We start from the raw sequence: 25,721 nt of genomic DNA, 5'->3' as shown, positions 1-25,721 counted from the left end.
GGAAAACGACGAAGGCCCGGATGCCAATGGCATCCGGGCCTTCGTTACGCGAAGTGCGTGGAATTACTTGAGGGTCACCGTGGCGCCGGCAGCCTCGAGGGCCTCCTTCGCCTTGTCGGCGGTCTCCTTGTTCGCGCCCTCGAGCACGGCCTTGGGGGCACCGTCGACGACGGCCTTGGCCTCGCCGAGGCCGAGCGAGGTGAGCTCGCGGACGACCTTGATGACCTGGATCTTCTTGTCGCCGGCGGCCTCGAGGACGACGTCGAACAAGTCCTTCTCCTCGACCTCTTCGACGGGGGCGGCGCCACCGGCGGCGGGGCCGGCCACGGCCACGGGGGCGGCGGCGGTGACGTCGAAGGTCTCCTCGAACGCCTTGACGAACTCGGAGAGCTCGATGAGGGTGAGCTCCTTGAACGCGTCGAGCAGCTCTTCGGTGCTGAGCTTAGCCATTGTGTTTCTCCTTGATCGGGATTGTCATCCGGGCCGGGTCAGGCCGCGGTGTCCTGCTTCTCGCGCAGCGCGTCGACCGTGCGAACGGCCTTCGACGGAAGCGCCTGGAAGACGTATGCCGCCTTGGTCATCGTCGCCTTCATCGCACCGGCGAGCTTCGCCAGCAGGACTTCACGGCTTTCGAGATCGGCGAGCTTGTTGACCTCATCCGCGGTGAGCGGGGCGCCATCGAAGTAGCCGCCCTTCACCACGAGCTGAGGGTTAGCCTTGGCGAAGGCACGCAGGCTCTTCGCGACGGCGACGGGGTCGCCGTGCACGAACGCGATGGCAGACGGGCCCTTGAGCTCGTCGTCCAGTCCCGAGACCCCCGCGTTGGCGGCGGCGATCTTGGTCAGCGTGTTCTTCACCACGGCGTACTCCGCGTCCTGACGGATGTCGTTGCGCAGCTGCTTGAGCTGGGCAACCGTCAGACCGCGGTACTCGGTCAGCAGAACGGCAGTCGAGTTCTCGAAGTGCTTCGTGAGCTCGGCGACCGATGCGTCCTTCTGCGCCATGGCCACTCCTTGTGTGTACGAGGTGCTCCGCGGAAGCGGGGCACCGGCCAAGACACCGGGCGACGGCAAAAAAGAAGAGCTCCGGCGCAGGCGCACGGAGCTCGGAATCCCGATCGGGAGGAGTTACGTATACCTGCGCAGGTCCTCTGCCTTTCGGCAGACGCTTCGATCTTCGTGCACGCACGAAGATGACCGGCGGTCTTTGGCTTGCTGCTACTGTACCCCGCGCCCCGCCCGCACGCCAAATCCCGCTCCTCCCCAGCGCCCCGCCCCGGCGAGTGCTCACGATCCGGTCGAGCGCTCACGCTCGGGTCGACCCGTTCGTGGGCGATCGACCCGAGCGTGAGCGGTGGTCGGACGGTAGGCCTCACCCGGGGAGGCGGACACCGAACGAGCGGAGGCGGGCGGCGAGCGTCTCCGGCGTGGCGATGTCCCGGAAGCCCCCGCGGCACACTCGCCAGCGGGTGGTCCCACGGATCCAGTCTTCTCGACGCTTCTCCGCGAGCATCACGTCGTCGATGGACTTTCCGGCTCTCGCCGCCGCGTCTCGATACTTGCCTTCTCCGTCGAACTCCCAGAATGTCTCGGCCTCAGCCAACCCGATGTCGACGAAGTCGGTCGCATCCTTCGGCCCGGCGACCGGTACCTGAACATCCAGATCACGGAACCCGAGCCGGAACAGCTGCAGGCGACTGACGCTCTCCCCCGGCAGTTCGGCTCGCCCATCCGCGAACTCGACGACCCATCGCGCCGCTGTGACACCCCTCCGCCCTTTGGCCTGCAGCGCCCGTTCCCGCATCCTGTCGCGCCACGCCTCCTGCTTCGCGACGTCCACACCGTGCCCCTCTCCCGCGACGCATCGCAGGCCGGCATCGGCGCAGGAAACCGACGCTTCGAGCCCCCGCGTGCGGGCGACGTCGAAGACCGTCCTTTCCAGCGACGTACACCGGATGCCATCGAGCTCGACGACATCCTCTCCGTCGAGGTGGTCGCGATATCGATGGATGCCGGGGCGACTCGCCGCGCGAGCACCGGGCGGCAAGGTGAGTTCCACGGGCTGGCCCCGAAAGCGATACTGCGGCAGGCCATGGAGCACGGCCGCGGAGACGTGGGAGACCACGGCACCCCCTCCCCTCATCCGCGAAACCACCGCCAACGTATTGAGCCTGTGTCGTGCGGCCGGGCGGAGATCACTCACAGCCTCTTGTGCGGCGTATACGCCGCGGTGCACACGTTCCCACCCCCCATTCGATGACGCGCGAAGCTGCCTCGCCGCGACGTTCCGCTCGAGCAGTCGCTCCCTCGAGCGGAGGATGTCGCGGGCTTCGGCGAGGGTGAGGTCACGTGGCATCCGCTCAGCGTGCCCACTCCACGCCACCCCCGCACCGTCACCTCCACGCTTCTGTGGACACGTCGCCGCATTGCCGCCCTGTGCAGGAGGCACCGACCCCCAGCCCAGCGCCCACGATCCGGTCGACCGCGCCCGTCACGGTCGACCCGTGCGTGGGCGCTCGACCCGATCGTGAGCGCTGGGTCCGAAACGGCGACCGCGAGACACACCGCGCCATCGAACAAACCCGCGGCCCGACGGGGTTAGGGTCGAACGCATGTCCCCCGAGCTCGTCGCCTCCCGCAGCGCCGACCTCGAGTCGCGGATCGTCGCCGATTCCCGCGACCGTGTCGCCTGGATCCGCGCGCGTTCGCGGGGTATCACCGCGACGGACGTCGCGACCCTCACGAGCGCCAACGCCATCGCGCGGGCGGCGGATGCCAAGCTCCTCGGCTCGAACTTCTCGGGCAACGCCTACACGGCGCACGGTCGTCGGCGCGAGCCCGAGATCGCCGCGTGGGTCGCGGCGACGCATGGCATCCAGCCCTCGTCCGCGCTCTACCATGCCGTCGTCGAGAAGCGGCACCTGGCGACCCCCGACGGGGTCGTCGTGGATGCCGAAGGGCGCATCGTCCTGGCCGAGATCAAGACGACCAACAAGTCGTGGCGGTCGATCCCTCGCACCTATCTGCGGCAGGTCTGGTGGCAGCAGCACGTGCTCGGGGCGGAGCGCACCCTCGTCGCGTGGGAGCAGCACGACGGCTTCGTCCCGGTGGACGACGAGCCCCGCTGCCAGTGGGTGGACCGCGACGAGAAGGAGATCGCGTCCCTCGTCCGTCTCGCCACGTCGCTGATCGACGAGCTGTACCGCCGCACCACCGCCGGGCGCGCGCCCGCCGCGCGGCCCGAGCCGACCGAGAGGTATCGCTCGCTCGCGCTCCTCGACTGATAGTTGACTCACATCAAACATTCGGCGTATAGTTGCTTCTAGTCAACTATCGCGCCGATGTCGTCGCGGCATCCTTCCTCCCCCAGGAGACCTCCGCATGACCTCAACCGTCCCCGACACCGCCGCGCCGCGGCGCGTGCTCCCCGCCCTGATCGGACTGCTCCTCGGCATGTTCGTGTCGATGCTGGCCTCGACCGTCGTCTCGACGTCGCTGCCGGTCATCGTCCACGACCTGTCCGGCGATCAGAACGCCTACACCTGGGTCGTCACCGCAACCCTTCTCACCACCGCGATCTCCACCCCCATCTGGGGCAAGCTCGCCGACCTGTTCAACCGCAAGGTGTTGATCCAGGTCGCCATCGCGATCTTCGTGCTCGCCACCGCGGCCGCCGGGTTCTCGCAGAACACCGACATGCTCATCGCCTTCCGTGCCGTGCAGGGTCTGGGCGCGGGTGGCCTCGCCGCGCTCAGCCAGGTGATCATGGCCGACATCATCAGCCCGCGCGAGCGCGGCCGCTACATGGGCCTGTTCGGCGCCGTGATGGCCGTCGCCACCGTCGGCGGCCCGCTCCTCGGCGGCGTGATCACGGATGCCTTCGGCTGGCGGTTCAACTTCTTCGTCGCCCTGCCGTTCGCCGTCGCCGCGCTCCTCATCCAGCAGCGCACGCTGCACCTCCCGAAGCGCGCGAAGCGCAAGGTCAAGATCGACTACCTCGGCATCGTGCTGCTGTCGACCGCCGTCTCGCTGCTGCTGATCTGGGTGACCAACGCCGGACGGTCCTTCGACTGGGCGAGCACCGAGACGCTCCTCATGGTCGGCGGCGCCATTCTCGCCGCGATCCTGTTCATCGTGGTCGAGCTGCGCTCGTCCGAGCCGCTCGTGCCGCTGACCCTCTTCCGGGATGCCACGTTCACCCTCGCCACGATCGCCTCGATCGCGACCGGCCTGGCGATGTTCGGCACGTCGGTGTTCCTCAGCCAGTACATGCAGATGGCGCGCGGAGCGACTCCCACGGAGGCCGGCGTCATGACGATCCCGATGATCGCGGGTCTGCTCCTGGCATCCATCATCGTCGGCGCGCTCATCACGCGCTTCGGCCGCTGGAAGCCGTTCCTCATCACGGGCGGCGTGCTGCTCATCGCGGGCACCTACCTGCTGTCGACGATCCACTACGACACGAACTTCGCGCTGGTGTCGCTCTACATGTTCCTGCTGGGCGCCGGTGTCGGCATGACGATGCAGAACCTCGTGCTCATCGTGCAGAACACCGCCGACCCCGAGCGCATGGGGGCGGCGAGCTCCGGCGTGACGTTCTTCCGCAGCCTGGGCGGCACCATCGGCGTGTCGGTCATGGGCGCGGTGCTCGCGAGCACGGCGACGAGCCTGTTCACCGACCGCGCCGCCGACCTGCAGACCGCGATCATGGGCCTTGGCTCGGCTGGGGCGCCGGTCGCCCAGGCGCTGCAGTCCGGCACGATCCCCCAGGTGTCGGGCCTGCCCGACGCGGTGCGCGTCATCGTCGAGGACATCTACGCCCAGTCCATCGCGCACTCGTTCCTCATCGCGGTGCCGGTGGCGATCGTGAGCCTCCTCGCCATCGTGTTCCTGCCGAACCGTCCGCTCACGCGCATGACGACGTCGGAGCGCGTCGCCGCGAGCGAGGCGGACCTCGCCACCGTGTCGGTCCCGGAAGGAATGGCGGCGCTGGCCACGACGGGAACCGTCCCGACGGTGAACGTCACGTCGCGTCGTCGGACGCGTTCGGACGCCCCGATGGGGGAGAATGGGTGACATGACGAGCGAAAACGACGCCGAGCGACAGGCCGCCGTGCACGCGCTCGAAACGTCGTTCTCCGAGCTCCTGACCACGTTCCGCCGCTACATCGCGGAGGCGGCGGAACGGGTCAGCCCGGGGATGCTCCCGGCGACGTTCAAGACGCTGTCGGTCGTCAGCCGGTTCGGCCCGATCACGCTCTCGACGCTCGCTGAACGTCTCGCCACCGACAAGGGATTCCTCAGCCGCGCGATCAGCGACCTCGAGAGCGCGGGCCTGGTCACGCGCACCCTCGACCCGAATGATCGACGCTCGCGCCTCATCGCGGTCACGGCGCTCGGGCAGGAGCGCCTCGACGATGCGCGCGCACCGCACGAGAGCCGCCTTTACGAGGCGCTGACGGACTGGTCGGTCGACGACATCGCGCATCTCTCGACGATGCTGCACGCCCTCGCCGTGGGCGGGGCGCCGGCCGCGGGTGAACGCTCCCCGCGGGGAGCGGACGCGACACGGTGATCGAGGCGTAACACCGCCGAGACAATGGCGCGCTTGACTGGTCGAGTCGAGGCGGAGCCGCCATCGACGTGACCTGCGAGAGGAGCGCCGGATGAGATTCCGATCGACGCGTCCCGAGGCCAGCGTCGAGGCGCCCGGCCCCACCCATCCCGAGACCATGCGCGCCGTCGTCCTGGACGCCCCCGGCGACCCGGACGTGCTGCATGAAGCGACCGTGGCGGTGCCGACACCGATCATGAGCGAAGTGCTGGTGCGCGTGGTCGCGGCGGGCATCAACCCGATCGACGCGAAGACGCGGGCCGGCCGCGGCGCGAGCGGCGCGATCACGTCGTGGCCCGCGACCCTCGGCTACGACTTCAGCGGTGTCGTCGTCGCGACCCCGTACGAGTCGCATCCGTTCCCGCCGGGCACCGAGGTGTTCGGCATGACGCCCACCCCGCGCACGCCCGGCACGTACGCCGAGTACGCCGTCGTCCCATCGCTCTCCCTCGCGCGGAAGCCCGCGGCGCTCTCGCACGTGGAGGCCGCCGGGGTTCCCCTGGCCGCCCTGACCGCGTGGGGCGTCGTCGTCGAGACGGCGCTGGCCCACGCGAACCAGCGCATCCTCATCCACGCGGCGAGCGGCGGCGTCGGACACTTCGCCGTGCAGTTCGCCGCATACTTCGGCGCGCACGTGATCGCGACCGGATCACCGCGCAACCTGGACTGGCTGCGCGAGCTGGGCGCGGCCGAGGTCGTCGATCACACCGCAGTCCGATTCGAGGATGCCCTCGCCGACGTCGATGTCGTCGTCGACCTGATCGGCAACACCGTCGCGAACACGGGGACGCGCTCGCTCGAGGTCCTTCGTCCGGGCGGTCTGCTCATCGAGGTCCCCACGGGCGCGTGGCCCGGCTATCGCGAAGCGGCCGCGGCACGTGGCATCCGTTCGACCGGATACAAGGTCGTGCCCGACGGCAGCGCGCTCGCCACGATCGCACGCCTGCTGGATTCCGGCGCCGTTCGCGTCTTCGTCGACCGGGTCTTCGACCTCGAGGATGCCGCGGACGCCCACCGCGAACTCGAGAAGGGGCACACGCGGGGCAAGATCGTGCTGAGCGTCAGCGACGACTGACCCCGCCGGACGCGAGCACGCGCCGCCCCTCGCCGACGACCTCCTCGGCGACCTCGTCGAGGAGGGGCGACGTGAGGTTCCACTGCTGCCAGAACAGGGGCACGTCGACGGGATCACCGCCGAGCCGCACGAGCGCGCCGCTCGCAAGACCCGCGGCGGACTGGAAGCCCGGCAGCAGTCCCCACCCGAGTCCGAGGGCTACCGCGGTCGCGAAGTCCTGCGACGCGGGGACGCGGTGCCGCGGCGGCTCCCCCGTCGGTACGCCGCGGGCGGAGAGCCACTGCGTCTGCAGATCGTCGCGTCGGTCGAAGTCGACGACCGGCGCCACCGCCAGGGCCGCCGCGTCCACCCCGTCCGGGAACCACCGCCGGGCGAATCCGGCGGAGGCGACCGCCTCGTAGCGCAGGACCCCGAGGCGACTCACGCGGCATCCCGCTACGGGCGCCTCCCGCGACGTGACCGCCGCCATGACGACGCCGGACTCCAGCAGCCCCGCGGTGAAGTCCTGGTCGTCGCGGTGCAGATCGAACACCACGGGTCGGCGCTCTGCGACCCGCTGCAGCGGCGGCAGGAACCAGGTCGCGAGCGAGTCCGCGTTGACCGCGAGCGGGATGGATGCCACGGCCCCGTCGTCCGCGCCCATCGCCGCGAGCGCGTCGTGTTCGAGCAGCGCGAGCTGGCGCGCGAGGCGGACCACGGCGTCACCCGCGGGCGTCGTCCGCACGGGTTTGGACCGCACGAGCACGACCCGACCGAGCTGGTCCTCGAGCGCGCGCAGACGCTGGCTCACCGCGGACGGGGTGATGTGGAGGCGGCGGGCCGCGGCATCCAGGGTGCCCTCGTCCACCACGGTGGCCAGCGTGCGCGCGAGATCCAGAGGAACCGACATGAAGTGATGCTAATGCTTCTTCAGAATCCTGAACTGGTCTGGATGCCACGCGCCCCCTAGCGTCGGAGGGTGCTCTCCTCCCTCGCCGCCGGATTCGGTCTCGGCCTCTCGCTCATCGTCGCGATCGGCGCGCAGAACCTCTTCGTCCTGCGCCAGGGCGTGCGCCGCGAACACGTCCTCGCCGTGGTCGCGGTGTGCGCGGCCTCGGACGCGGTGCTGATCGCGCTCGGCGTCTCGGGCGTGGGCGCGATCGTGACTGCGGTGCCGTGGGTGCTCGCCGTCGTGCGCTGGGCGGGGGCCGCCTTCCTCGTCGGGTACGGCGTCGTCGCCGCCCGGCGGGCGCTGCAGCCGTCGGGGGCTGCCCTCCATGTCGAGGAGGATGCGCCGATCGTCGCCCGCACGCGCACGGTGACGACAACCCGCGCGGCGGCGATCCTCACGTGCCTCGCGCTCACGTGGCTGAATCCGCACGTCTACCTCGACACCGTGTTCCTCCTCGGGTCCGTGGCTGCGACGCACGGCGCCGAGCGCGGGGTGTTCGGCGTCGGGGCCGCCGCCGCGAGCGTGGTCTGGTTCACCGCCCTCGGCTTCGGCGCGCGGTTTCTCGGCCGCTGGCTCGACAGCCCGCGCGCCTGGCGGATACTGGACGGTGTCATCGCCCTCGTCATGTGGGCATTGGCGTTCTCGCTCGTCCTCCCGGTGTTCACCGGGTGAGGTCACAATGGAGCCATGGCCACCGTCGAGATCACCGTTCGCGGGCACGTGCAGGGCGTCGGATTCCGCTGGGCGCTGCGCGCCGAGGCGGAGCGGCTCGGCGTCGCGGGCTGGGTGCGCAATCGCCGGGACGGCGCCGTCGAGGCGCGCGTGAGCGGCGCGCCGTCGGCCGTCGACGCGCTCGTCGCGTGGGCGCACCACGGTCCGCCGCTCGCGCACGTCGAGCGGGTCGAGGTCACCGAACTCCCGGATGCCGAGGACGCCACGGGCTTCGAGATCCGGGCCTCGGCCTGACCTCGACCGTTCGGGAGACCCGCGCGGAGTTGGTCGCACCTCGGGCGCGTGGAACAGGGGTGCGCTGGCATCCAGTTCCGGACGAGGTCAGTCCAGGGGCCGCAGCAGACGGTCGAGGAACCGACGGGTGCGCTCCTTCTGCGGCGCCGTGAACAGCGTCGCGGGGGCCCCGCGCTCGACGATGACGCCCTCGTCGAAGAACAGCACTTCGTCCGCGACCTCACGCGCGAAGCCGAGTTCGTGCGTCACGATGACCATCGTCCAGCCCTCGTCGGCGAGCCCGCGGAGCACCTTGAGCACTTCACCCACCAGCTCGGGGTCGAGCGCGCTCGTCGGCTCGTCGAACAGGAGGAGGTCGGGCTGCAGCGCCAGCGCCCGCACGATCCCCACGCGCTGCTGCTGGCCACCGGAGAGTTCCGAGGGATAGGCGTCACGCTTCTCGGTGAGTCCCACGCGGGCGAGCAACGCCTCGGCACGGGCGACGGCCTCGGCCTTGGGCACGCCATGCGCGTGCACGGGACCCTCGATGACGTTCTGCAGCACGGTGAGGTGCGGGAACAGGTTGTGGTGCTGGAACACCATCGCCGACCGGTCGCGCATCGCGGCGCGGTCGGCCTTGGGCACGGCACGGGCGAAGTCGATCGTCGGGCCGCCGTCGAACTCGACGCGACCCGCCTCGGGGGTCTCCAGGCCATTGAGGCACCGGAGCACCGTCGTCTTGCCCGAGCCCGACGGGCCGATCAGGACCAGAACCTCGCCGCGGCGGACCTCGAGGTCCACCCCGTCGAGAACACGGGTGTCGCCGAAGCTCTTCTGGAGACCCCGGACCTCGAGCAGCGGGGAACGGGTGTCGTCAGCGTGCGACATGGCGATCGAGCCTCCTCTCGAGCACGCCCTGCCCGGCGGACAGGACGAGGCAGAACAGCCAGTAGATCAGGGCCGCTTCGAGGTAGACCGCCATGAACTCGTACGAGAACGCGGCGATGTTCTGGGCCTGCCGGAACAGCTCCGTGACGAGGATGAGGGATGCCAGCGAGCTGTCCTTCACCAGCGAGATGAACGTATTGGACAGGGGCGGCACCGAGACACGGGCGGCCTGCGGCAGGATGATGCGCGTCAGGGTCTTCCGCGGCGAGAGCCCCACGACGTGCGCGGCCTCCCACTGTCCGCGGGGGACGGAGAGGATCGCGGCGCGGATCACCTCGGCGGCATACCCGCCGACGTTGAGCGAGAACGCGATGACCGCGGCCGGGAACGGGTCGATGACGACACCGACCGCCGGCAGCCCGTAGAAGATCACGAACAGCTGCACGAGCAGCGGCGTGCCGCGGATGACCGAGATGTAGAACCGCGCGATCCCTCGCAGCACCACGTTGCGCGAGAGCCGCAGCAGCGCCATGCCGAGGGCGATGACGAGTCCGATGGCGAACGACGCCAGCGACAGCGGGATGGTCCCCCGCAGGCCCGCCAGCACCATGGGCCAGAACGAATCGAGCAGCAGCGTCCAGATGTCGTTCACTCGGCCTCCTTCCTGTCGCGAACGCGGCACGCCCGCCCTCCCACGCTAGGCGGGAGGCGCGGGCGCGCGACGGGGCTTTACTTCGTGACGTCGGCGCCGAAGTACTTCTGGCTGATCTCGGCGAGGGTGCCGTCGGTGCGGAGCTCGTCGAGCGCCTTGTCGATGGCATCCGTCAGAGCCTGCTTGTCCTTCGTCGTGGCGAACGCGCTGTCGGACGTGTCGTCGGTCTCCGCGGCGACCTTGAGGCCGGTCGGGCTGTTCGTCTTCTCGTAGTCGAGGTAGGTCAGCTGGTCGTTGATCGTGGCATCCACGCGACCCTGCTTGAGGAGCGCGACGGCTTGCGCCCATCCCTCGACGGCCTCGACCTGCGCGCCGCTCTGCGTCGCGAGCTCGTACCAGTTGCTCGTCAGCGACTGCGCGGTGGTCTTGCCCGACAGGTCGGCGAAGCTCGAGATCGACGAGTCGGTGTCGGCGGTCACGATGACGCCGCGGGACACGGTGTACGGCGAGCTGAAGAGGTACTTCTCCTGGCGCTCCGGGTTGATGGAGACCTGGTTCGCGATGACGTCGAAACGTCCCGCGTCGAGCCCGGCGAAGATGGCATCCCACTGGGTCTCCTGGAAGCGGACCTTCAGGCCCAGCTTCTCGCCGACGGCCTGCGCGATCTCGACGTCGAATCCGGTGAGGGTGCCCGACTCGTCGTGGAAGGAGAACGGGCGGTAGGTGCCCTCGGTGGCGACGGTGAGCGTTCCGGCCGAGACGAGGCCGAGGTGATCGCCCTGCGCGCTCGACGCGGACGTCGAGGTACCGCTGCAGGCGGTGAGGGCGAGGGCGAGAGCGCCGAGGGCGGCGGCGACGACGGGGAGACGACGGGGCATGGGTGTTCCTTGCTGTGGTGCGTGCGGGGGATTCTCGAGGGTCCGGGGGTGTGCGCGAAGGCACCCCCAGCCCAACACGGGTCGGGGCGGCATCCTTCCCGGATGACGTCGTGTTGCACGTTCGTGCATCCGGGAGGGCGGGACCTCGGGCTGTGGGGCGGGGGCGGTGGGCGCAAAGCGAAAGCCCCGCCGGCACGAGGCGCGACGGGGCTTTCGACGAGGGGCGTCACACGAAGGCGTTGACGTCCAGGGGGATGCCGGGACCGAACGTGGTCGAAACGGCGCCCTTCTGGATGTAGCGGCCCTTCGAGCTGGACGGCTTGAGGCGGATGATCTCCTCGAGCGCGGCCTTGAGGTTCTCGTCGAGCTGCTCGGCCGAGAACGAGGCCTTGCCGACGACGAAGTGCACGTTGGCGTGCTTGTCGACGCGGAACTCGATCTTTCCGCCCTTGATCTCCTCGACGGCCTTGGCCGGGTTGGGGGTCACGGTGCCGGTCTTCGGGTTCGGCATGAGGCCGCGGGGACCGAGGACCTTACCGAGGCGACCGACCTGGCCCATGAGCTCGGGCGTGGCGACGGCCGCGTCGAACGACGTGTAACCGCCGGCGACCTTCTCGATGAGCTCGGCGCCGCCGACCTCGTCGGCACCGGCAGCAAGGGCCGCCTCGGCCGCGGGGCCGTTCGCGAAGACGATGACGCGCGCGGTCTTACCCGTGCCGTGGGGCAGGATGACCGTGCCGCGGACCATCTGGTCGGCCTTGCGGGGGTCGACCGAAAGCTTCAGCGCGACCTCGACGGTCGAGTCGAACTTCTTCGAGCCGGTCTCCTTCGCGAGGGCGACGGCCTCGGTCGGGGTGTAGAACGTGTCGGGCGCGACCTTCTCGGCGGCGGCCCGGTAAGCCTTGGACTTGGTAGCCATGATTATCTCCCTCAGTCCTCGACCGTGATGCCCATGGAACGGGCGGTGCCGGCGATGATCTTGGCCGCAGCCTCGATGTCGTTCGCGTTCAGGTCGGGCTGCTTGGTCGTAGCGATCTCGCGCACCTGCTCCTTGGTGAGCTTGCCCACCTTGGTGGTGTGCGGCGTCGGCGAACCCTTGGCCAGGCCGGCGGCCTTCTTGATGAGCTCTGCGGCCGGGGGCGTCTTCAGGATGAACGTGAAGCTGCGGTCCTCGTAGACCGTGATCTCGACGGGGATGACGTTGCCGCGCTGGGCTTCGGTCGCCGCGTTGTAGGCCTTGCAGAACTCCATGATGTTGACGCCGTGCTGACCGAGCGCCGGACCGATCGGGGGCGCGGGGTTGGCCGCACCCGCCTTGATCTGGAGCTTGATCAGGCCGGTCACCTTCTTCTTGGGTGCCATATCCTTTTCCTCTCTCGAGCGGAGCCTCAGGGCCCCTCTCTCCCGCACGTCCGGCCGTTCCGGACAGCGGTCGCGCTCGCGCAGACGCACGAGCAACCTCCCCATCATACGCGACGTCCCGGCATCCCCGCTCCCCCGCCCGCCCCGCGCTCGCGCCCGCCCCGCACTTGCGCCCGCCCGTCGCGCTTGCGCCCGCCCCGGGCGCGACCGCGCGGCGCGCTTGCGCCCTCGATAAACGGCATCCACGTGAACAAACGTCTTCGCGGGCCGTTTCTTCCAGCCGATCGCGTTTATTGCCGACGGAGGGCACCGAATGCCGAGCCCCCGGTCGAGTTGTCCACAGGTGTCATTCGCGGTGTCAGCGCTCCTGGCATCCTCGGCGCATGCACCCGCTCCCGCTCCGCCCCTCTCCGGCTCCGCTCTTCCGAACGGCGGATGCCGAACGCGCCGGCCGCTACCCGCACAACGACGCGAGCCTCCACCGCGTGCGACCGGGCGTCTACACGGTGCGGCAGCAGTGGGATGCCCTCGCCGAATGGGACCGATACCTGGTTCGAGTGCACGCGTACGCGCTCGTCCGTCCGGACGCCGTGTTCTCGCACGAGTCGGCCGCGGCGCTCCTCGGGCTCCCCCTCTTCGGGCATCCCCATCGAGTGCACATCTTCGACGGTCGGCGCTCTCGCTCCCTCGTGCACGGCGATGTGGTGGCGCACACGAGCGCCGACTCACGTCGGCCCACGACGTCGCATGGACTCCGCATCACGTCGGCCGTCGACACCGTGACGGATCTCGCACGCGCGCTGCCGCCGGCGTTCGGCCTCGCGGTCGCGGATGCGGCCATCCGCCGCCTCGACGTCTTCCCCCAGCACGTCCGCGACACCGCCGCCGCGCAACGTTCCCTCCGCGGCCGTCGGCGCGTCGAGTGGATCTGCGAGCAGGCAACCGGCGAGGCGGAGTCCGTCGCGGAGTCAGTCAGCCGCGCGGTCGCGCACTGGTACGGATTCCCTGCCCCGTTGCTGCAGGCCGAGCACCGGGTCGCCGGTCGCGTCTATCGATCGGACTTCTGCTGGCCCGAGTTCCGCGTGCTAGGCGAGGTCGACGGGTGGGTGAAGTACAGCCCCGACGATCCCACGGAGGCCGCCGCGGCCGTGCGTGACGAGAAACGCCGTGAGGACGCTCTCCGTCGAGCCGGGTGGCGCATCGCCCGCTGGGACTATGCCGGCGCGCTCCGCGGCGACGGCGTGTACGAGGCGCTGCACTCCGCCGGCCTCCCGGCCACCGGCGTCGCGGACACGGCGAATCTGCTCCACATCGGGCGCAACCCGCGCTCGCGCTGAGCCGCGGACCCCTCGCCCGCAAAACCGCTGCGACAAACGGCATCCACCGCACGAAACGGCGCGGCGGGGCGTTTCTTCCCGCCGATCGCGTTTATGGCTACGGGGCGCGCCTCGGCGCCACCTCCAGCGCAACGAGCACCAGCCCCCGGCACGCCAACGGCGAACGCCCCGCCGGCGGGAGCCGGGCGGGGCGTTCGCGACAGCGCGGAGCGCGTCAGAGCATCTTGGTGACCTGGTCGAACGACAGCTCGACCGGGGTCTCGCGCTCGAAGAGCGACACGAGCACCGTGAGCTTGCCGCTCTCGGGCTTGATCTCGCTGATCGTGCCGGGCAGGCCCGCGAACGAGCCTTCCTTGATCGTGATGGTCTCGCCGGTCTCGAAGTCGACCTCGGCGGGGATGACGCGCTGCGCGACGGGAGCCCCCTTCGCGGCGCCGCCCTTGGCCGGAGCGGACTCCTTGACCTCGACGAGGCTCTTCAGCATGTTGAACGCCTCGTCGAAGCGCAACGGCGTGGGGTTGTGGGCGTTGCCCACGAAGCCGGTGACGCCGGGCGTGTGACGCACGACCGACCAGGTGTCTTCGTTGAGGTCCATGCGCACGAGCACGTAGCCCGGGATGCGCACGCGCGTGACCATCTTGCGCTGGCCGTTCTTGATCTCGACGACGTCCTCCATCGGGACCTCGACCTGGTAGATGTCGTCCTCGACCTCAAGCGTCGACTTGCGCTGCTCGATGTTGGCCTTCACCTTGCGTTCGAAGCCGGCGTAGGAGTGGATGACGTACCACTTGCCGGGGAGCGACCGGAGCTCGGCGCGGAACGCCTCGTACGGGTCGAGGTCTTCGTCGTCGACGGCGTCCTCGTCTTCCGCCGCGTCGGCGGGGAAAACGGATGCCTCGACCTCGTCGACCACACCGGCGGCGGCGGAGACCTCCTCGACGAAGTCCTCGTCGAGAACGGGCGCGTCGGGCTCGCCGTTGATGTCGGGGCCGTCGTAGGGAGTGACCTCATCGGCGAGCTCCGCAGCCTCTTCGGCGGCTTCCTCGGCGAGGGAGTCGTTGAGCACCTCGGCGGCGGCCTCGGCCTCGCTGGCCTCGTCGATCTCGAGTGCGTCGTTCACGATGGCGTCGGCCTCCGGGTCGGTGATGTCGATGTCGTCGAGCTCGTCGTCGTCATCGTCCTCGTCGTCGACGATGTGGATGGCGCTGTGCTCGGCCGCGTCGGACGCGTGCTCCTGGGACGCCAGGACGTCGCCCTCCTGGGCCTCGTCGTCCTCGCTGGACTGCTCGGCCGTGGGCGCCCAATCGGCGTCGTCGACATATCTTTCAGACACTGGTGATCTCTTCCGTTCTGGGGCGGCCGCTCGTGGGGCCGCGCGTCCGCCGAAGCGCCGGTCAGGCGCCGGCGGCGCCGGGGATGCCGAACACGGCGGTAGTCAGCCACACGAACAGCACGTCGAGGCCGTACACGAGAGCCATCATCACGACGACGAACCCGAGGACCACGGCCGTGAACTTGACCAGTTCCTGCCGCGTGGGCGTGACGACCTTGCGCAGTTCCGCGATGACCTGACGGATGAAAAGAGCGATCCGCGCGAAGAAGTTGAGCTTCTTCTCGCGGGGCGCGCCGCGTTCTGCGACGATCTCGCCCCTCGCCTCGTCCTGCGTCATCGAACCACCTAGGTCGTTTCTCGTTGCCAGCGTGCGCTGTGCGCAGGGCGGACAGGAATCGAACCTGCAACCTGCGGTTTTGGAGACCGCTGCTCTGCCAATTGAGCTACCGCCCTAAGGCCCGCGGAGGGCCCGGGATGCGAAACCGACACACTTTCGCCAGGAATCTCTCGGGGAGGGATGCCGCCTGTGCGCGGGGCACGGCGAAAGAATGCAGATTTCGACTGCACTCCCCAGTCTATGCCATGTCCCCCGACGTGGCGAACCGCGCCGGGGGACGGGCACGACTCAGGCCATGCGGATCAGCTTCTTGTTCACGAACTCGTCGGCCGCGAGAAGCCCCATCTCACGCGCCGTGCCGCTGCGCTTCACGCCGCCGAACGGCAGCTCCGGCGAGTCGGCGAGCACGAGGTTCACGTAGACCATCCCGGCCTCGATCCGCTCCGCGATGCGCTCCGCCTGAGCGGCATCCGTCGTGAAGACGTACGACCCGAGGCCGAAGCCGGTGTCGTTCGCGATCGCCACGGCCTCGTCCTCTCCCGACACGCGGTAGACCGTCGCGACGGGGCCGAAGAACTCCTCGCCGTACGCATCCATGTCGCGCGTCACGCCCGTGAGGACCGTGCCGGGGTAGAAGGCGCCGTCGCGCGTCCCGCCGACCTCGAGCGTGGCACCCTGCGCGACGGCGCGCTGCACCTGCTGATCGAGGCGCTCGGCCGCGGCGAGGGACGACAGCGGGCCGAGCACGGTGTCCTCGGCGAACGGGTCACCGACCTTGGCCTCGCCGAGGGCGGCGGTGAACTTCGCGAGGAACGCGTCGTACAGGTCGTCGACCACGAGGAAGCGCTTGGCGCCGTTGCAGGACTGACCGTTGTTGTCGAGGCGCGCATCGACCGCCGCCTGCACGGCCGCGTCGAGGTCGTCGGTGGACAGGAGGATGAACGGGTCGGAGCCGCCGAGCTCCAGTGCGACCTTCTTCAGGTTGCGGCCGGCGACCTCGGCGACGGCGGCACCGGCGCGCTCCGAGCCGGTCACCGAGACGCCCTGCACGCGCGGGTCGGCGATGATCGCGGCGGCCTGGTCGTTGGTGACGCGGATGTTGACGTACGCCCCCTCGGGGAGCCCGGCGTCGCGGTAGATGAGCTGCAGGGCCTCCGCGGACTCGGGGCACTGCGGCGCGTGCTTGAGGAGGATGCTGTTGCCCACCGCGAGGTTCGGCGCGGCGAAGCGGGCGACCTGGTAGTACGGGAAGTTCCACGGCATGATGCCCAGCAGCGGGCCGAGGGCGGAGCGCCGGATGACCGCGGTGCCCTCGCCGAGGATGTCGATGGGGGTGTCGCCCGTGATCTTGTCGATGTTGTCGGCGTAGTACTCGGTGATGTCGGCGGCGAAGTCGACTTCGCCGAGCGCCGCTTCGAGCGGCTTGCCCATCTCGCGCACGATGATCGCGGCGAGGTCGTCGCGGCGCTCGCGGTGCAGCTGGGCCACGCGGCGCAGGGCCTCGGCGCGCTGAGCAGGGGCGGTCCGCGACCAGACGCGGAAGCCGTCGTGCGCGGCGGCGAGGGCGGCCTCGACGCCGGCGTCGGACAGGGTGTCGTACTCGGCGAGGGTCTCCCCCGTGGCGGGGTTGACGACGGCGTAGTCACTCATGTGGGGCTCCCGTTTTCGTGGTCGTGGTGGATGTCGAGGTCATCGGGCGAGGCGGCGGCCCCGACGCGCGCTGGCCGGGGCGTCGATCGCGAGCGTCTCACCGCGGAAGAACGCGGGCCTGCGGAAGTACTGCACCACCATGATGACCGCCCCGAGGACGATGATGGTGACGCCGAGGACGAACACGAGACCGACGCCGCCGACCTCGGATCCGCTGCCGTACTCGGGGTTCATGCTGTCGATCAGCGTCGTGACGAAGATCACCGCGAGGATGACGCCGCCCACGAGCGGGAACAGCAGGGTGAAGAACACGTTGCGCGCGGAGTCGAACCACTGCTTCCGGAAGTACCAGACGCACGCGAACGCGGTCAGCCCGTAGTAGAAGCAGATCATGATGCCGAGCGTGAGGATCGTGTCCGAGAGAACGTTGACGCTGACGACGCGCATCACCGCGTAGAACCCGGCGGCGACGATCGCGGAGACGATCGTGGCGTACCCCGGCGTGAAGAACCGCGGGCTGACCGTCGCGAACTTCGGCGGCAGCGCGCCGTAGTGGCCCATCGCGAGCAGTGTGCGGGCCGGCCCGACGAACGTCGACTGCAGCGAGGATGCCGAGCTGGTGAGCACCGCGAGCGAGACGAACGCGGCGAAGGGTCCGAGGATGGGTCCGGCGAGCGCGAAGAAGGCGTTGTCCTGGATCTCGGGGTTGCCGAGACCGTACTCGCCGTCGCCGATGCCGGCGAACATGATCATGGAGACCGCGAGCAGCAGGTACAGCGACACGATGGTCACGACCGTGATGGTCGCCGCGCGCCCGGGCGTCCTCTCGGGGTCCTTCGTCTCCTCGTTCATCGTCAGGGTGACGTCCCACCCCCAGAAGATGAAGATCGACAGCGACACCCCCGCCGCGAACGCGCTGAAGGACGACACCGCGAACGGGTTGAACCACGACCAGTCGAAGGGCGTCGGGTCGTAGGCATCCCCTCGGAGGACGTGCACGACGGCGACGACGGCGAACGCGACGAGCACGATCACCTGGAAGCCCACGAGAACGTACTGCAGCTTCTGCGTCGTCTGCATGTCGCGGTACGACACCACCGTCGCTCCGAGCACGAACAGGAGGCACACGACGATGTTGATCGGGAGATTGGATGCCAGGTCGGCGATGTCCGGCTGGCCCGTGAGCTGCGAGATCAGCAGGAAGAGGAAGTCCACCGCGATGCCGGCGAGGTTGGACAGCACGATGACGGTCGCGGCGATGAGCCCCCACCCGGCCATCCAGCCGATCCACGGCCCGAAGGCGCGCGCGGCCCAGGTGAAAGACGTGCCCGAGTCGGGCATGCGGTTGTTGAGCTCGCGGTAGCCGAAGGCGACGAGGAGCATCGGGATGAACCCGACGAGGATGATGGCGGGCACCTGCACGCCCACGGCCCCCACGGTGGGGCCGATCGCGGCGGTGAAGGTATATGCGGGGGCGATGCAGGAGATGCCGATGACGACGGCGCCGAGCAGGCCGATCGTGCCGGCGCTCAACCCCTTCTTCGACAGACCGCCGGCGTCGCTGCCGGTGGCGGGTGCGGGGGCGGTCATGGCCGCGATCCTTCCGGGGCGGAGGCGTCGGCACGGCTGCGTGGCACGACGACGAGGGGGACGGGGAGTTCGTGCAGCATCTTCGCCGCGGTCGAACCGAGGAACAGGCGGCGGGGCTGCGCGAGGCGGCTGCTGCCGACCATGACGAGCTCGGCGGGATCCCATGCGAGATCGCGGACGGCCTCTTCGATGCTGTCGCCGTCGGCGACGACGACCTCGGCGGCGACGTCGGTGGGCAGTTCGGTGCGCGCCTGGGAGAGCATCTCCTCGGCATGGGCGGCGCCCGCGATGCGGATGGCGCCGGTGGCGAGTCCCGGGGGCAGGTCGACGGTGACGAGCGAGAGCAGACGCAGGGGCACGGATGCGGCGGCGGCGAGCGCGATGCTCTCCTCCCGCAGCACGTCGGCTCCCGGCCTGCTGCCGATCGCGGTCGTGACCCGGCTGATCCCCACGGCGGGATCGACGCGCCGGGACCCCTCGGGGGCGAGGACGACGGGCACGTCGGAGGAGTGCAGCAGTTCGGAGGCGACCGAGCCCAGGCGATGGCGACCGCGCAGGCCGCCGTTGGCGGCACCCACGACGATGTATCCGGCGCCGATCTCGTCGGCGAAGGCCACGAGACCCTCCGCGAACGAATCGGCGTGGCGGATCCGTTCGCGGTGGGTCACGGCATCCCGGATCGTGGTCGCCGCCTCACGGAGCCACTGCTCGGCCTGCTCGCGCACGAGCCGGGCGTAGGCGGCATCCGGGGGCGTGATGACGCTCCGGGCGTCGTCGGGCAGGACGAGGACCACCTCGAGGGGTGCCTGGATCGCCCGAGCCAGCCGGATGCCGAGCGCGAGCGCGTCGGCTCCGGCGTCGGTCGCGGTGTAGCCCACGACCACCGGGGCGCTCATCCGCGTGCGCGATCGAGGATCTCGTCGGCCGCGCGGTGACCCTGGCGGATCGCGCCGTCGACGTGCTGGTACCCGGCACCGGCCATGTCGCTGCACGCGAGGTGGATCGGGCCGACCGGCTCGCGCAGGTCGGCGCCGTAGCGCTGGAGGCCGCCGAGGTCGAAGCTCGCGGCGTAGGCGCCGCGCGTCCACTCCTCCGTGCCCCAGTCGCTCTCGTAGTAGACGATCGGATTCTTGGCCTCGGGCCCGTAGTAGTGCGACAGCGACTCGAGGATGCGCTCCTTGCGCTCCTCGGCGCTCAGCCGGAACAGGTCGTCGGCGTTCTGGTCGGACACGAACCCGACGAGCGTGCCGCGCTCATCGCCGTGGTTGGTGTTGTCGTACGCCTCGTGCGACAGCTCGTACGGGCTGAACGCGGTGCCCGAGAGCCCCTGCTCGCGCCAGAACGGACGGTCGTAGACGGCGTGCACCTTGATGACGAACCCCATCGAGATGTGCTGGTGCATCTGGTGCTGCTTGCGCGGCAGCGGCGGCTCGAACGAAATCCGCGGGTACAGCACCGGGGCCAGGGCCAGGATCGCGAAGCGGGCGCGGACCGTCACGTCGTCGGTGATGACGGTGACGCCCGAGGCGGAGGACTTCGCGGCCTCGACCCGCGCCGTGAGCGCACGCAGGTCGTCGACCCGGCTGCCCGTCGCGGAATCCGCGGGCCGGTCCACCGCCACGGCGTCGGGGCCCCAGATGATGCGGCGCACCGGCTGGTTCAGCAGGACGTCGTCGCCGAGCCGCTCGGCGAGCAGTTCGGGCACCTGCTGCAGTCCGCCGACGACGCGCTTGTCGAGGATGAAGTCGGCGTCGACGAGGTGGGAATACGATCCCGCGGATGCCGCCATCAACAGCGACTGCAGGAGCGAGAACGTGTGCGCGGGCTTGGTGAGCATCGCCGAGCCGGTGGCGAAGGCGAGGTTGCGGACGGCCTCGTCGTCGTCGGTCTGCTGGCGGAGCCACGCGTCCCACGAGATCTTGTCCCACTCGGCGGCGTTCGGGTGCTCCCACGGCTTGTCCGGGTCGATCTCGGCGACCATGGCATCCAGGCGCGCGGTGATCTCGTCGATGAGGCGCTCGGTCTCGGGCGCGACCGGGAACATCTCCCCCGTGAAGCGCTTCGCGACCCCGTCCGGTCCGACGTAGACGCTGTCGCCCTCGCGGTAGCGGCTGTAGGTCGACAGGCCGAGGTCGGCGACGGTGTCGATGAGCGCCTGCTGATCCGGCGACACCCACTGGCCGCCGAGCTCGAGCATGGCTCCGTCGATCACGTCGGTCCACAGCCGGCCGCCGACGCGGTCGCGCGCTTCGAGCACGACGACCGACAGTCCGGCCTTGCGCAGGTCGTTCGCTGCGGTCAGTCCCGCGGCTCCGGCCCCGATGACGACGACGTCACGCGTGATCTCGCTCATGGAATCTTTCCTTCTGTCTCGGCGACTTGCCTCGGTGACCGGTGTCGGCGACCCGGATGGTGCGGACGAGGGGGCGGAGCGTTCGGGTCGCCTGCCGCCCCCTCGAGTCGTGCTGCTCAGTGACGCGCGAGCGCGCCGGCGACGACGTCCAGGCCCTCGTGGAGCAGATCGTCGCCGATGGACAGCGGCGGGAGGAACCGGATGACGTTCCCGTAGGTCCCGCACGTGAGCACGATCACGCCCTCGGCGATCGCGGCCTTGGCCACGGCCGAAGTCAGAGCGGCATCCGGAGCCCCCGTCGCCGGGTCGACGAACTCGGCGGCGATCATCGCGCCGTGGCCGCGGACGTCGCCGATGCGCGGGTCGTTCTTCTGCAGGGCGGTGAGGCGCGACAGGAGGATCTCGCCGATCTCCCGCGCCCGCTCGATCAGTCCGTCGTTCTCGAACGCGTCGATGGATGCCAGGGCTGCGGCGCACGCGATCGGGTTGCCGCCGTAGGTTCCACCGAGGCCGCCGGTGTGGGTGGCATCCATGATCTCGGCGCGGCCGGTCACGGCCGCGAGCGGAAGGCCGCCGGCGATGCCCTTCGCGGTGGTGACGAGGTCGGGGACGATGCCGAAGATCTCGGACGCGAACATCGCACCGGTGCGGGCGAAGCCGGACTGCACCTCGTCGGCGATGAAGACGACGCCGTTCGCGTGGCACCACTCGACCAGCGCCGGGAGGAAGCCGTCGGCGGGGACGATGAAGCCGCCCTCACCCTGGATGGGTTCGATGATGACCGCCGCGAGGTTCTCGGCACCGACCTGCTTCTCCATGACGGAGATGGCCTTGGCCGCCGCCTCGGGGCCGGACAGGCCGTCACGGTACGGGTAGGACAGCGGCGCGCGGTACACCTCGGCGGCGAACGGACCGAAGCCGCTCTTGTACGGCATGTGCTTCGCCGTCAGCGCCATCGTGAGGTTGGTGCGGCCGTGGTAGGCGTGATCGAACGCGACGACCGCGTGACGGCCGGTGTGCTTGCGGGCGATCTTGATCGCGTTCTCGACCGCTTCGGCGCCGGAGTTGAACAGCGCGCTCTTCTTCGCGTGGTCGCCGGGGGTGAGGCGGTTGAGGGCCTCCGCCACCGAGACGTACGAGTCGTAGGGCGAGACCATGAAGCACGTGTGGGTGAACGCGGCGACCTGCTCCTGCACGGCGGCGACGACGGCCGGGTGAGAGTTGCCGACCGAGGTCACGGCGATGCCGGAACCGAGGTCGATGAGCGAGTTGCCGTCGGCATCCACGACCACTCCCCCGCCCGCCGCGACGGCGTGGATGGGGACGGTGTGCCCGACACCAGCCGAGACCGCGGCGGCCTTGCGGTCGAGGAGCTCCTGCGAGCGGGGGCCGGGGATGCTCGTGACCAGGCGGCGCTCCTGCGGGAGCGAGGGTCCGCCGACGGGGGGCGCGGTGACGGTGTGCGGTGCGGTCATGTCCGCGAGCGTAGGGAAGGCGGCCGCGGCCCGATACCCTCCGTGCTGTACATTTCCCCTACCCGGCTGTACAAAACGTACAGCGGATTCCGCGGGAGCCCCATGGATGCCACCGACACCCCCACCCTCGGCGCGCTACTGCGTCGCCCCGACCTGCACCTGCGCCTCGAGAACGGCGCGCCCGACGACCTCGCGCGGCCGGTGCGGTGGGTGCACAGCAGCGACCTCGCCGACCCCACGCCGTTCCTCTCCGAGGGGCAGGTGCTCCTGACCACGGGCACGCAGTTCCAGGGGCGGGGGGCGACGTCCGCCGTCGACTACGTCCAGCGACTCACTGCGCGGGGCGTCGCGGGCCTCGGGTTCGGCACGGAGGTGGTGCGCGACGGCATCCCTCCCGAACTCGCCACCGCCTGCCGCGACGCCGGTCTCCCGCTGTTCGAGGTGCCGTACCGCACGCCGTTCATCGCGGTCGCCCGCGCCAACGCCGAGGCGATCGCCGCCGAGGCGTACGCCCGCCGCACGTGGGCGCTGTCGGCGCAGCGCGCGATCGCCCTCGCGGCGCTGCGCCCCGACGGGCTCGGCGCGACGCTCGCGGAACTCGCGCGACAGCTCGGCACGTGGGTGGGACTGTACGACGCGGCCGGTGAACTCACCCGCGAGCATCCCAGCGGCGACCTGGATGCCGCGACCTCGGCGTCGCTCGGCACCGAGGTGGCCACGGTCCTGCGCCGGGGCGCACGGGCGGCCTCGGCGCTGCGCATCGCCGACCGCCCGTTCACGCTGCAGACGCTGGGCCGCGGCGGACACCTGCGCGGCGTCATCGCGATCGCGGCCGGTGAACTCGACCAGGAGGGTCGGGGCGTCGTCACCGCCGTCATCGCGATGGCCGGCCTCGCGTTCGAGCAGCACCAGGGACTCAGCCGGGCCCGCGGCGCGTTGCGGGCGGGGCTCCTGCAGTCGCTCCTCACCGACGATCCGACGCTCGCGCGCCGCATCGCGCGCGACGCGTGGGGACCGCTGCCGACGGCGCCCGTCGTGGTCGCCCTCACCGACGCCGCGGCCACGCGCAGCGGGGGCCTCGCGGAACTCCTCGAGCTGCGCGCGGAGGAGCGCCGCGGCGCGGTGTTCTTCGGCCGCGCGGACGACGGCGTCGTGATCGTGGTGCCGGCCGACGAGCGGCAGGCGATCCAGGAAGCGGCGGAGCGCTTCGGCGCCCGGATCGGGGTGTCCGAACCCACCGGGTACGACCGCTTCGCCGCCGCGGTGGAGCAGGCCCGCGTCGCCCGGGATCGCGGGCGCGATGCCGTGACGACGTTCGGCGAGGTCGCGGCATCCGGAGTCCTGTCCGCGCTCGGGCCCGACGCCCCGACGCTCGCGGCCGCCGAACTCGCCCCCCTCACCTCCCACGACGCGGCCGAGGGGTCGCGCCTCGTCGAGACGCTCCGCGCGTGGCTCGACCACGACTGCTCGCACGAGCTCACCGCGCAAGCGCTCGGCGTGCATCGGCACACCGTGCGCACGCGCCTGGCCCTCGCCGAACGTCTGCTCGACCGCGACCTGTCGTCGTTCGCCACGCGCGCCGAGCTGTGGGCCGCGTTGCGGGTGCAGCCGGCCTGAGTCCTGGCATCCGGCACAACCTCAGTGATCAGCGCAGCGTCAGCCGGATCGGAGCGGATGCCGATGAGGTCGTGCGGATCGCGGAGCGAACGCCCCCACACGCGCGTCACTTCGGGGCGTGGGCCTCCAGGAACTCGTACACCTCGGTCGTGTCGACGCCGGGGAACGCCCCCGTCGGCAGCGTCGCGAGCAGGGTCCGGGGCGTGCGGACGTTGGGCCAGGCGTTGTCGCGCCACGACGCCTCGAGGTCCGCGGGCGGACGGCGGCAGCACACCTCGACCGCGTGCCGCGAGACTCCGCGGTGGGGGGTGTCGCGCCCGCGGAACCACTTGGTGTCGTCGAACCGCACGCCCACACTCACCGAGTGCGCGCCCTCGCTCGACTGCTCCACACGGGCGGTGCACCAGTACGTGCCGTTGCCGGTGTCGGTGTACTGGTAGTACGGGTTGAAGCGGTCGTCCTCGTCGAAGACGACGCGGCTCGTCCAGCGGCGGCAGCACATCTGCCCCTCGATCGACCCCAGCCGATCCGTCGGGAAGTTCACGTCGTCGTTCTCGTACGCCTTCGTGATCGTCCCCGATTCGTGCACCTTCAAGAAGTGCACCGGGATGCCGAGGTGCACCGTCGCGAGATTCGTGAAACGGTGCGCGGCCGTCTCGTACGACACCGAGTACGTGTCGCGGAGGTCCTCGATGCTGAGGACGCGGCGGGCCTTGGCCTCGGTGAGCGCGGCTACCGCGTGCGCTTCGGGGATGAGGAGGGCACCGGTGAGGTAGTTCGTCTCGACGCGCTGGCGGAGGAATTCGCCGTAGCTCTTCGGCTCGGTGTGCCCGAGCATGCGGCTCGACAGCGCCTGGAGCACCGACGCCCGCGGGTCGCCCTTCGCCACCCGCGTCGACAGGTAGAGCCGACCGTTCTTCACGTCGGCGATGCTGCGCGTGGTCTGCGGCAGGTCGGGCACGTAGTGCAGCGAGAAGCCCAGGTACGCGGCGATGTCGCTCGCGGCGCGCTGCGTGAGCGGACCGTCGGGGTGGTCGACGGCGGCGCGGATCTCGGATGCCGTGCGCTCGAGCTCCGGGAAGTGGTTGTCCTGCGTGCGCATGAGGCGGCGGAGCGCGACGTTCGCCCGGCGCGCCTCCTCGGGGGTGGCGGACCGCTCGTCGCGGAGGCGCTCGATCTCGGCCTGCAGCGCGAGCATCGCGGCGAGCGCCTCATCGGGCACGGTCTTTCCGACGCGGAACGGCGTGATGCCGAGGGCCTGGAACGTCGACCCGCGCATGGCGCGCTCGACGGCGACCTCGAGGGAGGCGCGCGCGTCGAGGGGCTCGGCATCCAGGAGAGCGTCCAGACCCGTGCCGAGCGCGCGGGCGATCGCCTGCAGGAGCGTGAGCTTCGCCTCGCGCCGGCCGGTCTCGATCATCGACATCTGGCTGGGCGCGCGGCCGACCGCGGCGGCGAGTTCGTCGAGCGTCATCCCGCGCGCCGTCCGCAACTGCCGGATGCGTTTGCCGATCGTGAGCGTGTCCACGCCCTCATCGTCGGATGCCGCGGCGGGGGCGGTGAGGGAGACTCCGGTGTCCATGTCGGGATGATCTCACCGAAACGGAAGAACGGCAAAACTTCACAGCAGGTTTCTCGGTTCGGGTGGTGATTCTTCGCGGACAGTGGTCTCCACGGGCACCGAT

Annotated in this window: 25 protein-coding genes and 1 tRNA gene; 8 read left to right on the top strand and 18 right to left on the bottom strand. The window is 70.3% G+C overall.

Annotated elements, in window-relative coordinates; translation table 11 throughout:
• Positions 1-63: 63 nt before the first annotated feature.
• From rplL to AVW09_RS03595, 3 genes are all read right to left on the bottom strand, one after another.
• On the bottom strand, positions 64-450 hold the full coding sequence (gene rplL, locus AVW09_RS03605) for a 50S ribosomal protein L7/L12 (protein ID WP_063256706.1): 387 nt from the start codon (positions 448-450) through the stop codon (positions 64-66).
• 38 nt (positions 451-488) lie between these two features.
• The gene (gene rplJ / locus AVW09_RS03600) at positions 489-1,004 is read right to left on the bottom strand and encodes a 50S ribosomal protein L10 (protein WP_022879998.1); all 516 of its coding nucleotides are present in this window, start codon (positions 1,002-1,004) and stop codon (positions 489-491) included.
• A 367-nt stretch (positions 1,005-1,371) separates the two neighbouring features.
• Complete coding sequence (locus AVW09_RS03595; RefSeq protein WP_156495949.1) at positions 1,372-2,355, bottom strand: type IV toxin-antitoxin system AbiEi family antitoxin domain-containing protein; 984 nt, start codon at positions 2,353-2,355, stop codon at positions 1,372-1,374.
• A 256-nt stretch (positions 2,356-2,611) separates the two neighbouring features.
• On the opposite strand from AVW09_RS03595, the gene AVW09_RS03590 reads away from it, so the two are divergent.
• The 4 genes from AVW09_RS03590 to AVW09_RS03575 all read left to right on the top strand — a co-directional run bounded on the left by AVW09_RS03590 (position 2,612) and on the right by AVW09_RS03575 (position 6,688).
• Positions 2,612-3,283, top strand: a complete 672-nt coding sequence (locus AVW09_RS03590) for a YqaJ viral recombinase family protein (RefSeq protein WP_063256704.1) — start codon at positions 2,612-2,614, stop codon at positions 3,281-3,283.
• 97 nt (positions 3,284-3,380) lie between these two features.
• Complete coding sequence (locus tag AVW09_RS03585; protein ID WP_063256703.1) at positions 3,381-5,075, top strand: MDR family MFS transporter; 1,695 nt, start codon at positions 3,381-3,383, stop codon at positions 5,073-5,075.
• Position 5,076: 1 nt separating this feature from the next.
• Entirely contained in the window at positions 5,077-5,574 is a 498-nt protein-coding gene (locus AVW09_RS03580; RefSeq protein WP_063256743.1) for a MarR family winged helix-turn-helix transcriptional regulator, read from the top strand.
• A 91-nt stretch (positions 5,575-5,665) separates the two neighbouring features.
• Positions 5,666-6,688, top strand: coding sequence for an NADP-dependent oxidoreductase (locus tag AVW09_RS03575; protein WP_063256702.1), 1,023 nt, complete (start codon positions 5,666-5,668; stop codon positions 6,686-6,688).
• Here the strand turns inward: AVW09_RS03575 and AVW09_RS03570 are convergent.
• On the bottom strand, positions 6,675-7,577 hold the full coding sequence (locus AVW09_RS03570) for a LysR family transcriptional regulator ArgP (RefSeq protein ID WP_063256701.1): 903 nt from the start codon (positions 7,575-7,577) through the stop codon (positions 6,675-6,677). The genes AVW09_RS03575 and AVW09_RS03570 overlap by 14 nt on opposite strands.
• A gap of 69 nt (positions 7,578-7,646) precedes the next feature.
• On the opposite strand from AVW09_RS03570, the gene AVW09_RS03565 reads away from it, so the two are divergent.
• Entirely contained in the window at positions 7,647-8,291 is a 645-nt protein-coding gene (locus AVW09_RS03565) for a LysE/ArgO family amino acid transporter (protein WP_063256700.1), read from the top strand.
• A gap of 15 nt (positions 8,292-8,306) precedes the next feature.
• Positions 8,307-8,585 (top strand): acylphosphatase, encoded by a 279-nt coding sequence (locus AVW09_RS03560; RefSeq protein WP_063256699.1) that lies wholly within the window; start codon positions 8,307-8,309, stop codon positions 8,583-8,585.
• A gap of 87 nt (positions 8,586-8,672) precedes the next feature.
• Here the strand turns inward: AVW09_RS03560 and AVW09_RS03555 are convergent, their stop codons facing one another.
• The 5 genes from AVW09_RS03555 to rplK all read right to left on the bottom strand — a co-directional run bounded on the left by AVW09_RS03555 (position 8,673) and on the right by rplK (position 12,344).
• Positions 8,673-9,452: an amino acid ABC transporter ATP-binding protein gene (locus AVW09_RS03555; protein WP_063256698.1), complete on the bottom strand. Its 780-nt coding sequence runs from the start codon at positions 9,450-9,452 to the stop codon at positions 8,673-8,675.
• Positions 9,439-10,062 (bottom strand): amino acid ABC transporter permease, encoded by a 624-nt coding sequence (locus AVW09_RS03550; RefSeq protein WP_231901763.1) that lies wholly within the window; start codon positions 10,060-10,062, stop codon positions 9,439-9,441. Before AVW09_RS03550 ends, AVW09_RS03555 begins: the two co-directional genes overlap by 14 nt.
• A 119-nt stretch (positions 10,063-10,181) precedes the next feature.
• Positions 10,182-10,982 carry an amino acid ABC transporter substrate-binding protein gene (locus tag AVW09_RS03545; RefSeq protein ID WP_063256696.1) on the bottom strand — a complete coding sequence of 267 codons (801 nt, stop codon included), beginning with the start codon at positions 10,980-10,982 and terminating at the stop codon, positions 10,182-10,184.
• A gap of 226 nt (positions 10,983-11,208) precedes the next feature.
• A complete protein-coding gene (gene rplA, locus AVW09_RS03540) occupies positions 11,209-11,901 on the bottom strand; it encodes a 50S ribosomal protein L1 (protein ID WP_022880011.1) in 693 nt (230 codons plus the stop codon).
• Between the two features lie 11 nt (positions 11,902-11,912).
• A complete protein-coding gene (gene rplK / locus AVW09_RS03535) occupies positions 11,913-12,344 on the bottom strand; it encodes a 50S ribosomal protein L11 (RefSeq protein WP_022880012.1) in 432 nt (143 codons plus the stop codon).
• A 383-nt stretch (positions 12,345-12,727) separates the two neighbouring features.
• On the opposite strand from rplK, the gene AVW09_RS03530 reads away from it, so the two are divergent.
• Positions 12,728-13,681, top strand: coding sequence for a hypothetical protein (locus AVW09_RS03530; protein ID WP_063256695.1), 954 nt, complete (start codon positions 12,728-12,730; stop codon positions 13,679-13,681).
• A 214-nt stretch (positions 13,682-13,895) separates the two neighbouring features.
• On the opposite strand, the gene nusG is transcribed toward AVW09_RS03530, so the two are convergent.
• The 8 genes from nusG to gabT all read right to left on the bottom strand — a co-directional run bounded on the left by nusG (position 13,896) and on the right by gabT (position 22,419).
• Positions 13,896-15,014, bottom strand: coding sequence for a transcription termination/antitermination protein NusG (gene nusG / locus AVW09_RS03525; RefSeq protein ID WP_063256694.1), 1,119 nt, complete (start codon positions 15,012-15,014; stop codon positions 13,896-13,898).
• Positions 15,015-15,075: 61 nt separating this feature from the next.
• Entirely contained in the window at positions 15,076-15,351 is a 276-nt protein-coding gene (gene secE, locus AVW09_RS03520) for a preprotein translocase subunit SecE (protein WP_022880015.1), read from the bottom strand.
• 43 nt (positions 15,352-15,394) lie between these two features.
• Positions 15,395-15,467, bottom strand: a tRNA-Trp gene (locus tag AVW09_RS03515).
• A gap of 172 nt (positions 15,468-15,639) precedes the next feature.
• Entirely contained in the window at positions 15,640-17,001 is a 1,362-nt protein-coding gene (locus AVW09_RS03510) for an NAD-dependent succinate-semialdehyde dehydrogenase (RefSeq protein ID WP_063256693.1), read from the bottom strand.
• Between the two features lie 39 nt (positions 17,002-17,040).
• Positions 17,041-18,591 carry an APC family permease gene (locus AVW09_RS03505; protein WP_063256692.1) on the bottom strand — a complete coding sequence of 517 codons (1,551 nt, stop codon included), beginning with the start codon at positions 18,589-18,591 and terminating at the stop codon, positions 17,041-17,043.
• Positions 18,588-19,487, bottom strand: a complete 900-nt coding sequence (locus AVW09_RS03500; protein ID WP_022880018.1) for a universal stress protein — start codon at positions 19,485-19,487, stop codon at positions 18,588-18,590. The genes AVW09_RS03505 and AVW09_RS03500 overlap by 4 nt, the downstream gene beginning before the upstream one ends.
• A complete protein-coding gene (locus AVW09_RS03495; protein WP_063256691.1) occupies positions 19,484-20,944 on the bottom strand; it encodes a flavin monoamine oxidase family protein in 1,461 nt (486 codons plus the stop codon). Before AVW09_RS03495 ends, AVW09_RS03500 begins: the two co-directional genes overlap by 4 nt.
• A gap of 116 nt (positions 20,945-21,060) precedes the next feature.
• The gene (gene gabT, locus AVW09_RS03490; RefSeq protein ID WP_063256690.1) at positions 21,061-22,419 is read right to left on the bottom strand and encodes a 4-aminobutyrate--2-oxoglutarate transaminase; all 1,359 of its coding nucleotides are present in this window, start codon (positions 22,417-22,419) and stop codon (positions 21,061-21,063) included.
• Positions 22,420-22,521: 102 nt separating this feature from the next.
• Here gabT and AVW09_RS03485 point away from each other — a divergent pair, with 102 nt between their 5' ends.
• Positions 22,522-24,036 (top strand): PucR family transcriptional regulator, encoded by a 1,515-nt coding sequence (locus AVW09_RS03485; RefSeq protein WP_063256689.1) that lies wholly within the window; start codon positions 22,522-22,524, stop codon positions 24,034-24,036.
• Between the two features lie 106 nt (positions 24,037-24,142).
• On the opposite strand, the gene AVW09_RS03480 is transcribed toward AVW09_RS03485, so the two are convergent.
• Positions 24,143-25,618 carry a helix-turn-helix transcriptional regulator gene (locus AVW09_RS03480; protein ID WP_063256688.1) on the bottom strand — a complete coding sequence of 492 codons (1,476 nt, stop codon included), beginning with the start codon at positions 25,616-25,618 and terminating at the stop codon, positions 24,143-24,145.
• Positions 25,619-25,721 lie beyond the last annotated feature (103 nt).

Origin of the sequence: Microbacterium sp. T32, from assembly GCF_001619615.1 — a bacterium.
In the GTDB taxonomy this organism is placed as follows: Bacteria; Actinomycetota; Actinomycetes; order Actinomycetales; family Microbacteriaceae; genus Microbacterium.
The sequence above is the reverse complement of the archived record's forward strand: the minus strand, read 5'-3'. Positions and strand labels throughout refer to the sequence as shown.

Excerpts from the sequence above, each read along its gene's own strand:
- AVW09_RS03495 (WP_063256691.1), bottom strand. The coding sequence starts at position 20,944 with ATGAGCGAGATCACGCGTGACGTCGTCGTCATCGGGGCCGGAGCCGCG.
- gabT (WP_063256690.1), bottom strand. The coding sequence starts at position 22,419 with ATGACCGCACCGCACACCGTCACCGCGCCCCCCGTCGGCGGACCCTCG.
- AVW09_RS03545 (WP_063256696.1), bottom strand. The coding sequence starts at position 10,982 with ATGCCCCGTCGTCTCCCCGTCGTCGCCGCCGCCCTCGGCGCTCTCGCC.
- secE (WP_022880015.1), bottom strand. The coding sequence starts at position 15,351 with ATGACGCAGGACGAGGCGAGGGGCGAGATCGTCGCAGAACGCGGCGCG.
- rplL (WP_063256706.1), bottom strand. The coding sequence starts at position 450 with ATGGCTAAGCTCAGCACCGAAGAGCTGCTCGACGCGTTCAAGGAGCTC.
- AVW09_RS03580 (WP_063256743.1), top strand. The coding sequence starts at position 5,077 with ATGACGAGCGAAAACGACGCCGAGCGACAGGCCGCCGTGCACGCGCTC.
- AVW09_RS03480 (WP_063256688.1), bottom strand. The coding sequence starts at position 25,618 with ATGGACACCGGAGTCTCCCTCACCGCCCCCGCCGCGGCATCCGACGAT.
- AVW09_RS03570 (WP_063256701.1), bottom strand. The coding sequence starts at position 7,577 with ATGTCGGTTCCTCTGGATCTCGCGCGCACGCTGGCCACCGTGGTGGAC.
- AVW09_RS03530 (WP_063256695.1), top strand. The coding sequence starts at position 12,728 with ATGCACCCGCTCCCGCTCCGCCCCTCTCCGGCTCCGCTCTTCCGAACG.
- AVW09_RS03550 (WP_231901763.1), bottom strand. The coding sequence starts at position 10,062 with ATGGTGCTGGCGGGCCTGCGGGGGACCATCCCGCTGTCGCTGGCGTCG.
- AVW09_RS03590 (WP_063256704.1), top strand. The coding sequence starts at position 2,612 with ATGTCCCCCGAGCTCGTCGCCTCCCGCAGCGCCGACCTCGAGTCGCGG.
- AVW09_RS03595 (WP_156495949.1), bottom strand. The coding sequence starts at position 2,355 with ATGCCACGTGACCTCACCCTCGCCGAAGCCCGCGACATCCTCCGCTCG.
- AVW09_RS03575 (WP_063256702.1), top strand. The coding sequence starts at position 5,666 with ATGAGATTCCGATCGACGCGTCCCGAGGCCAGCGTCGAGGCGCCCGGC.
- AVW09_RS03485 (WP_063256689.1), top strand. The coding sequence starts at position 22,522 with ATGGATGCCACCGACACCCCCACCCTCGGCGCGCTACTGCGTCGCCCC.
- rplK (WP_022880012.1), bottom strand. The coding sequence starts at position 12,344 with ATGGCACCCAAGAAGAAGGTGACCGGCCTGATCAAGCTCCAGATCAAG.
- AVW09_RS03560 (WP_063256699.1), top strand. The coding sequence starts at position 8,307 with ATGGCCACCGTCGAGATCACCGTTCGCGGGCACGTGCAGGGCGTCGGA.
- rplJ (WP_022879998.1), bottom strand. The coding sequence starts at position 1,004 with ATGGCGCAGAAGGACGCATCGGTCGCCGAGCTCACGAAGCACTTCGAG.
- AVW09_RS03555 (WP_063256698.1), bottom strand. The coding sequence starts at position 9,452 with ATGTCGCACGCTGACGACACCCGTTCCCCGCTGCTCGAGGTCCGGGGT.
- AVW09_RS03585 (WP_063256703.1), top strand. The coding sequence starts at position 3,381 with ATGACCTCAACCGTCCCCGACACCGCCGCGCCGCGGCGCGTGCTCCCC.
- rplA (WP_022880011.1), bottom strand. The coding sequence starts at position 11,901 with ATGGCTACCAAGTCCAAGGCTTACCGGGCCGCCGCCGAGAAGGTCGCG.
- AVW09_RS03500 (WP_022880018.1), bottom strand. The coding sequence starts at position 19,487 with ATGAGCGCCCCGGTGGTCGTGGGCTACACCGCGACCGACGCCGGAGCC.
- AVW09_RS03505 (WP_063256692.1), bottom strand. The coding sequence starts at position 18,591 with ATGACCGCCCCCGCACCCGCCACCGGCAGCGACGCCGGCGGTCTGTCG.
- AVW09_RS03510 (WP_063256693.1), bottom strand. The coding sequence starts at position 17,001 with ATGAGTGACTACGCCGTCGTCAACCCCGCCACGGGGGAGACCCTCGCC.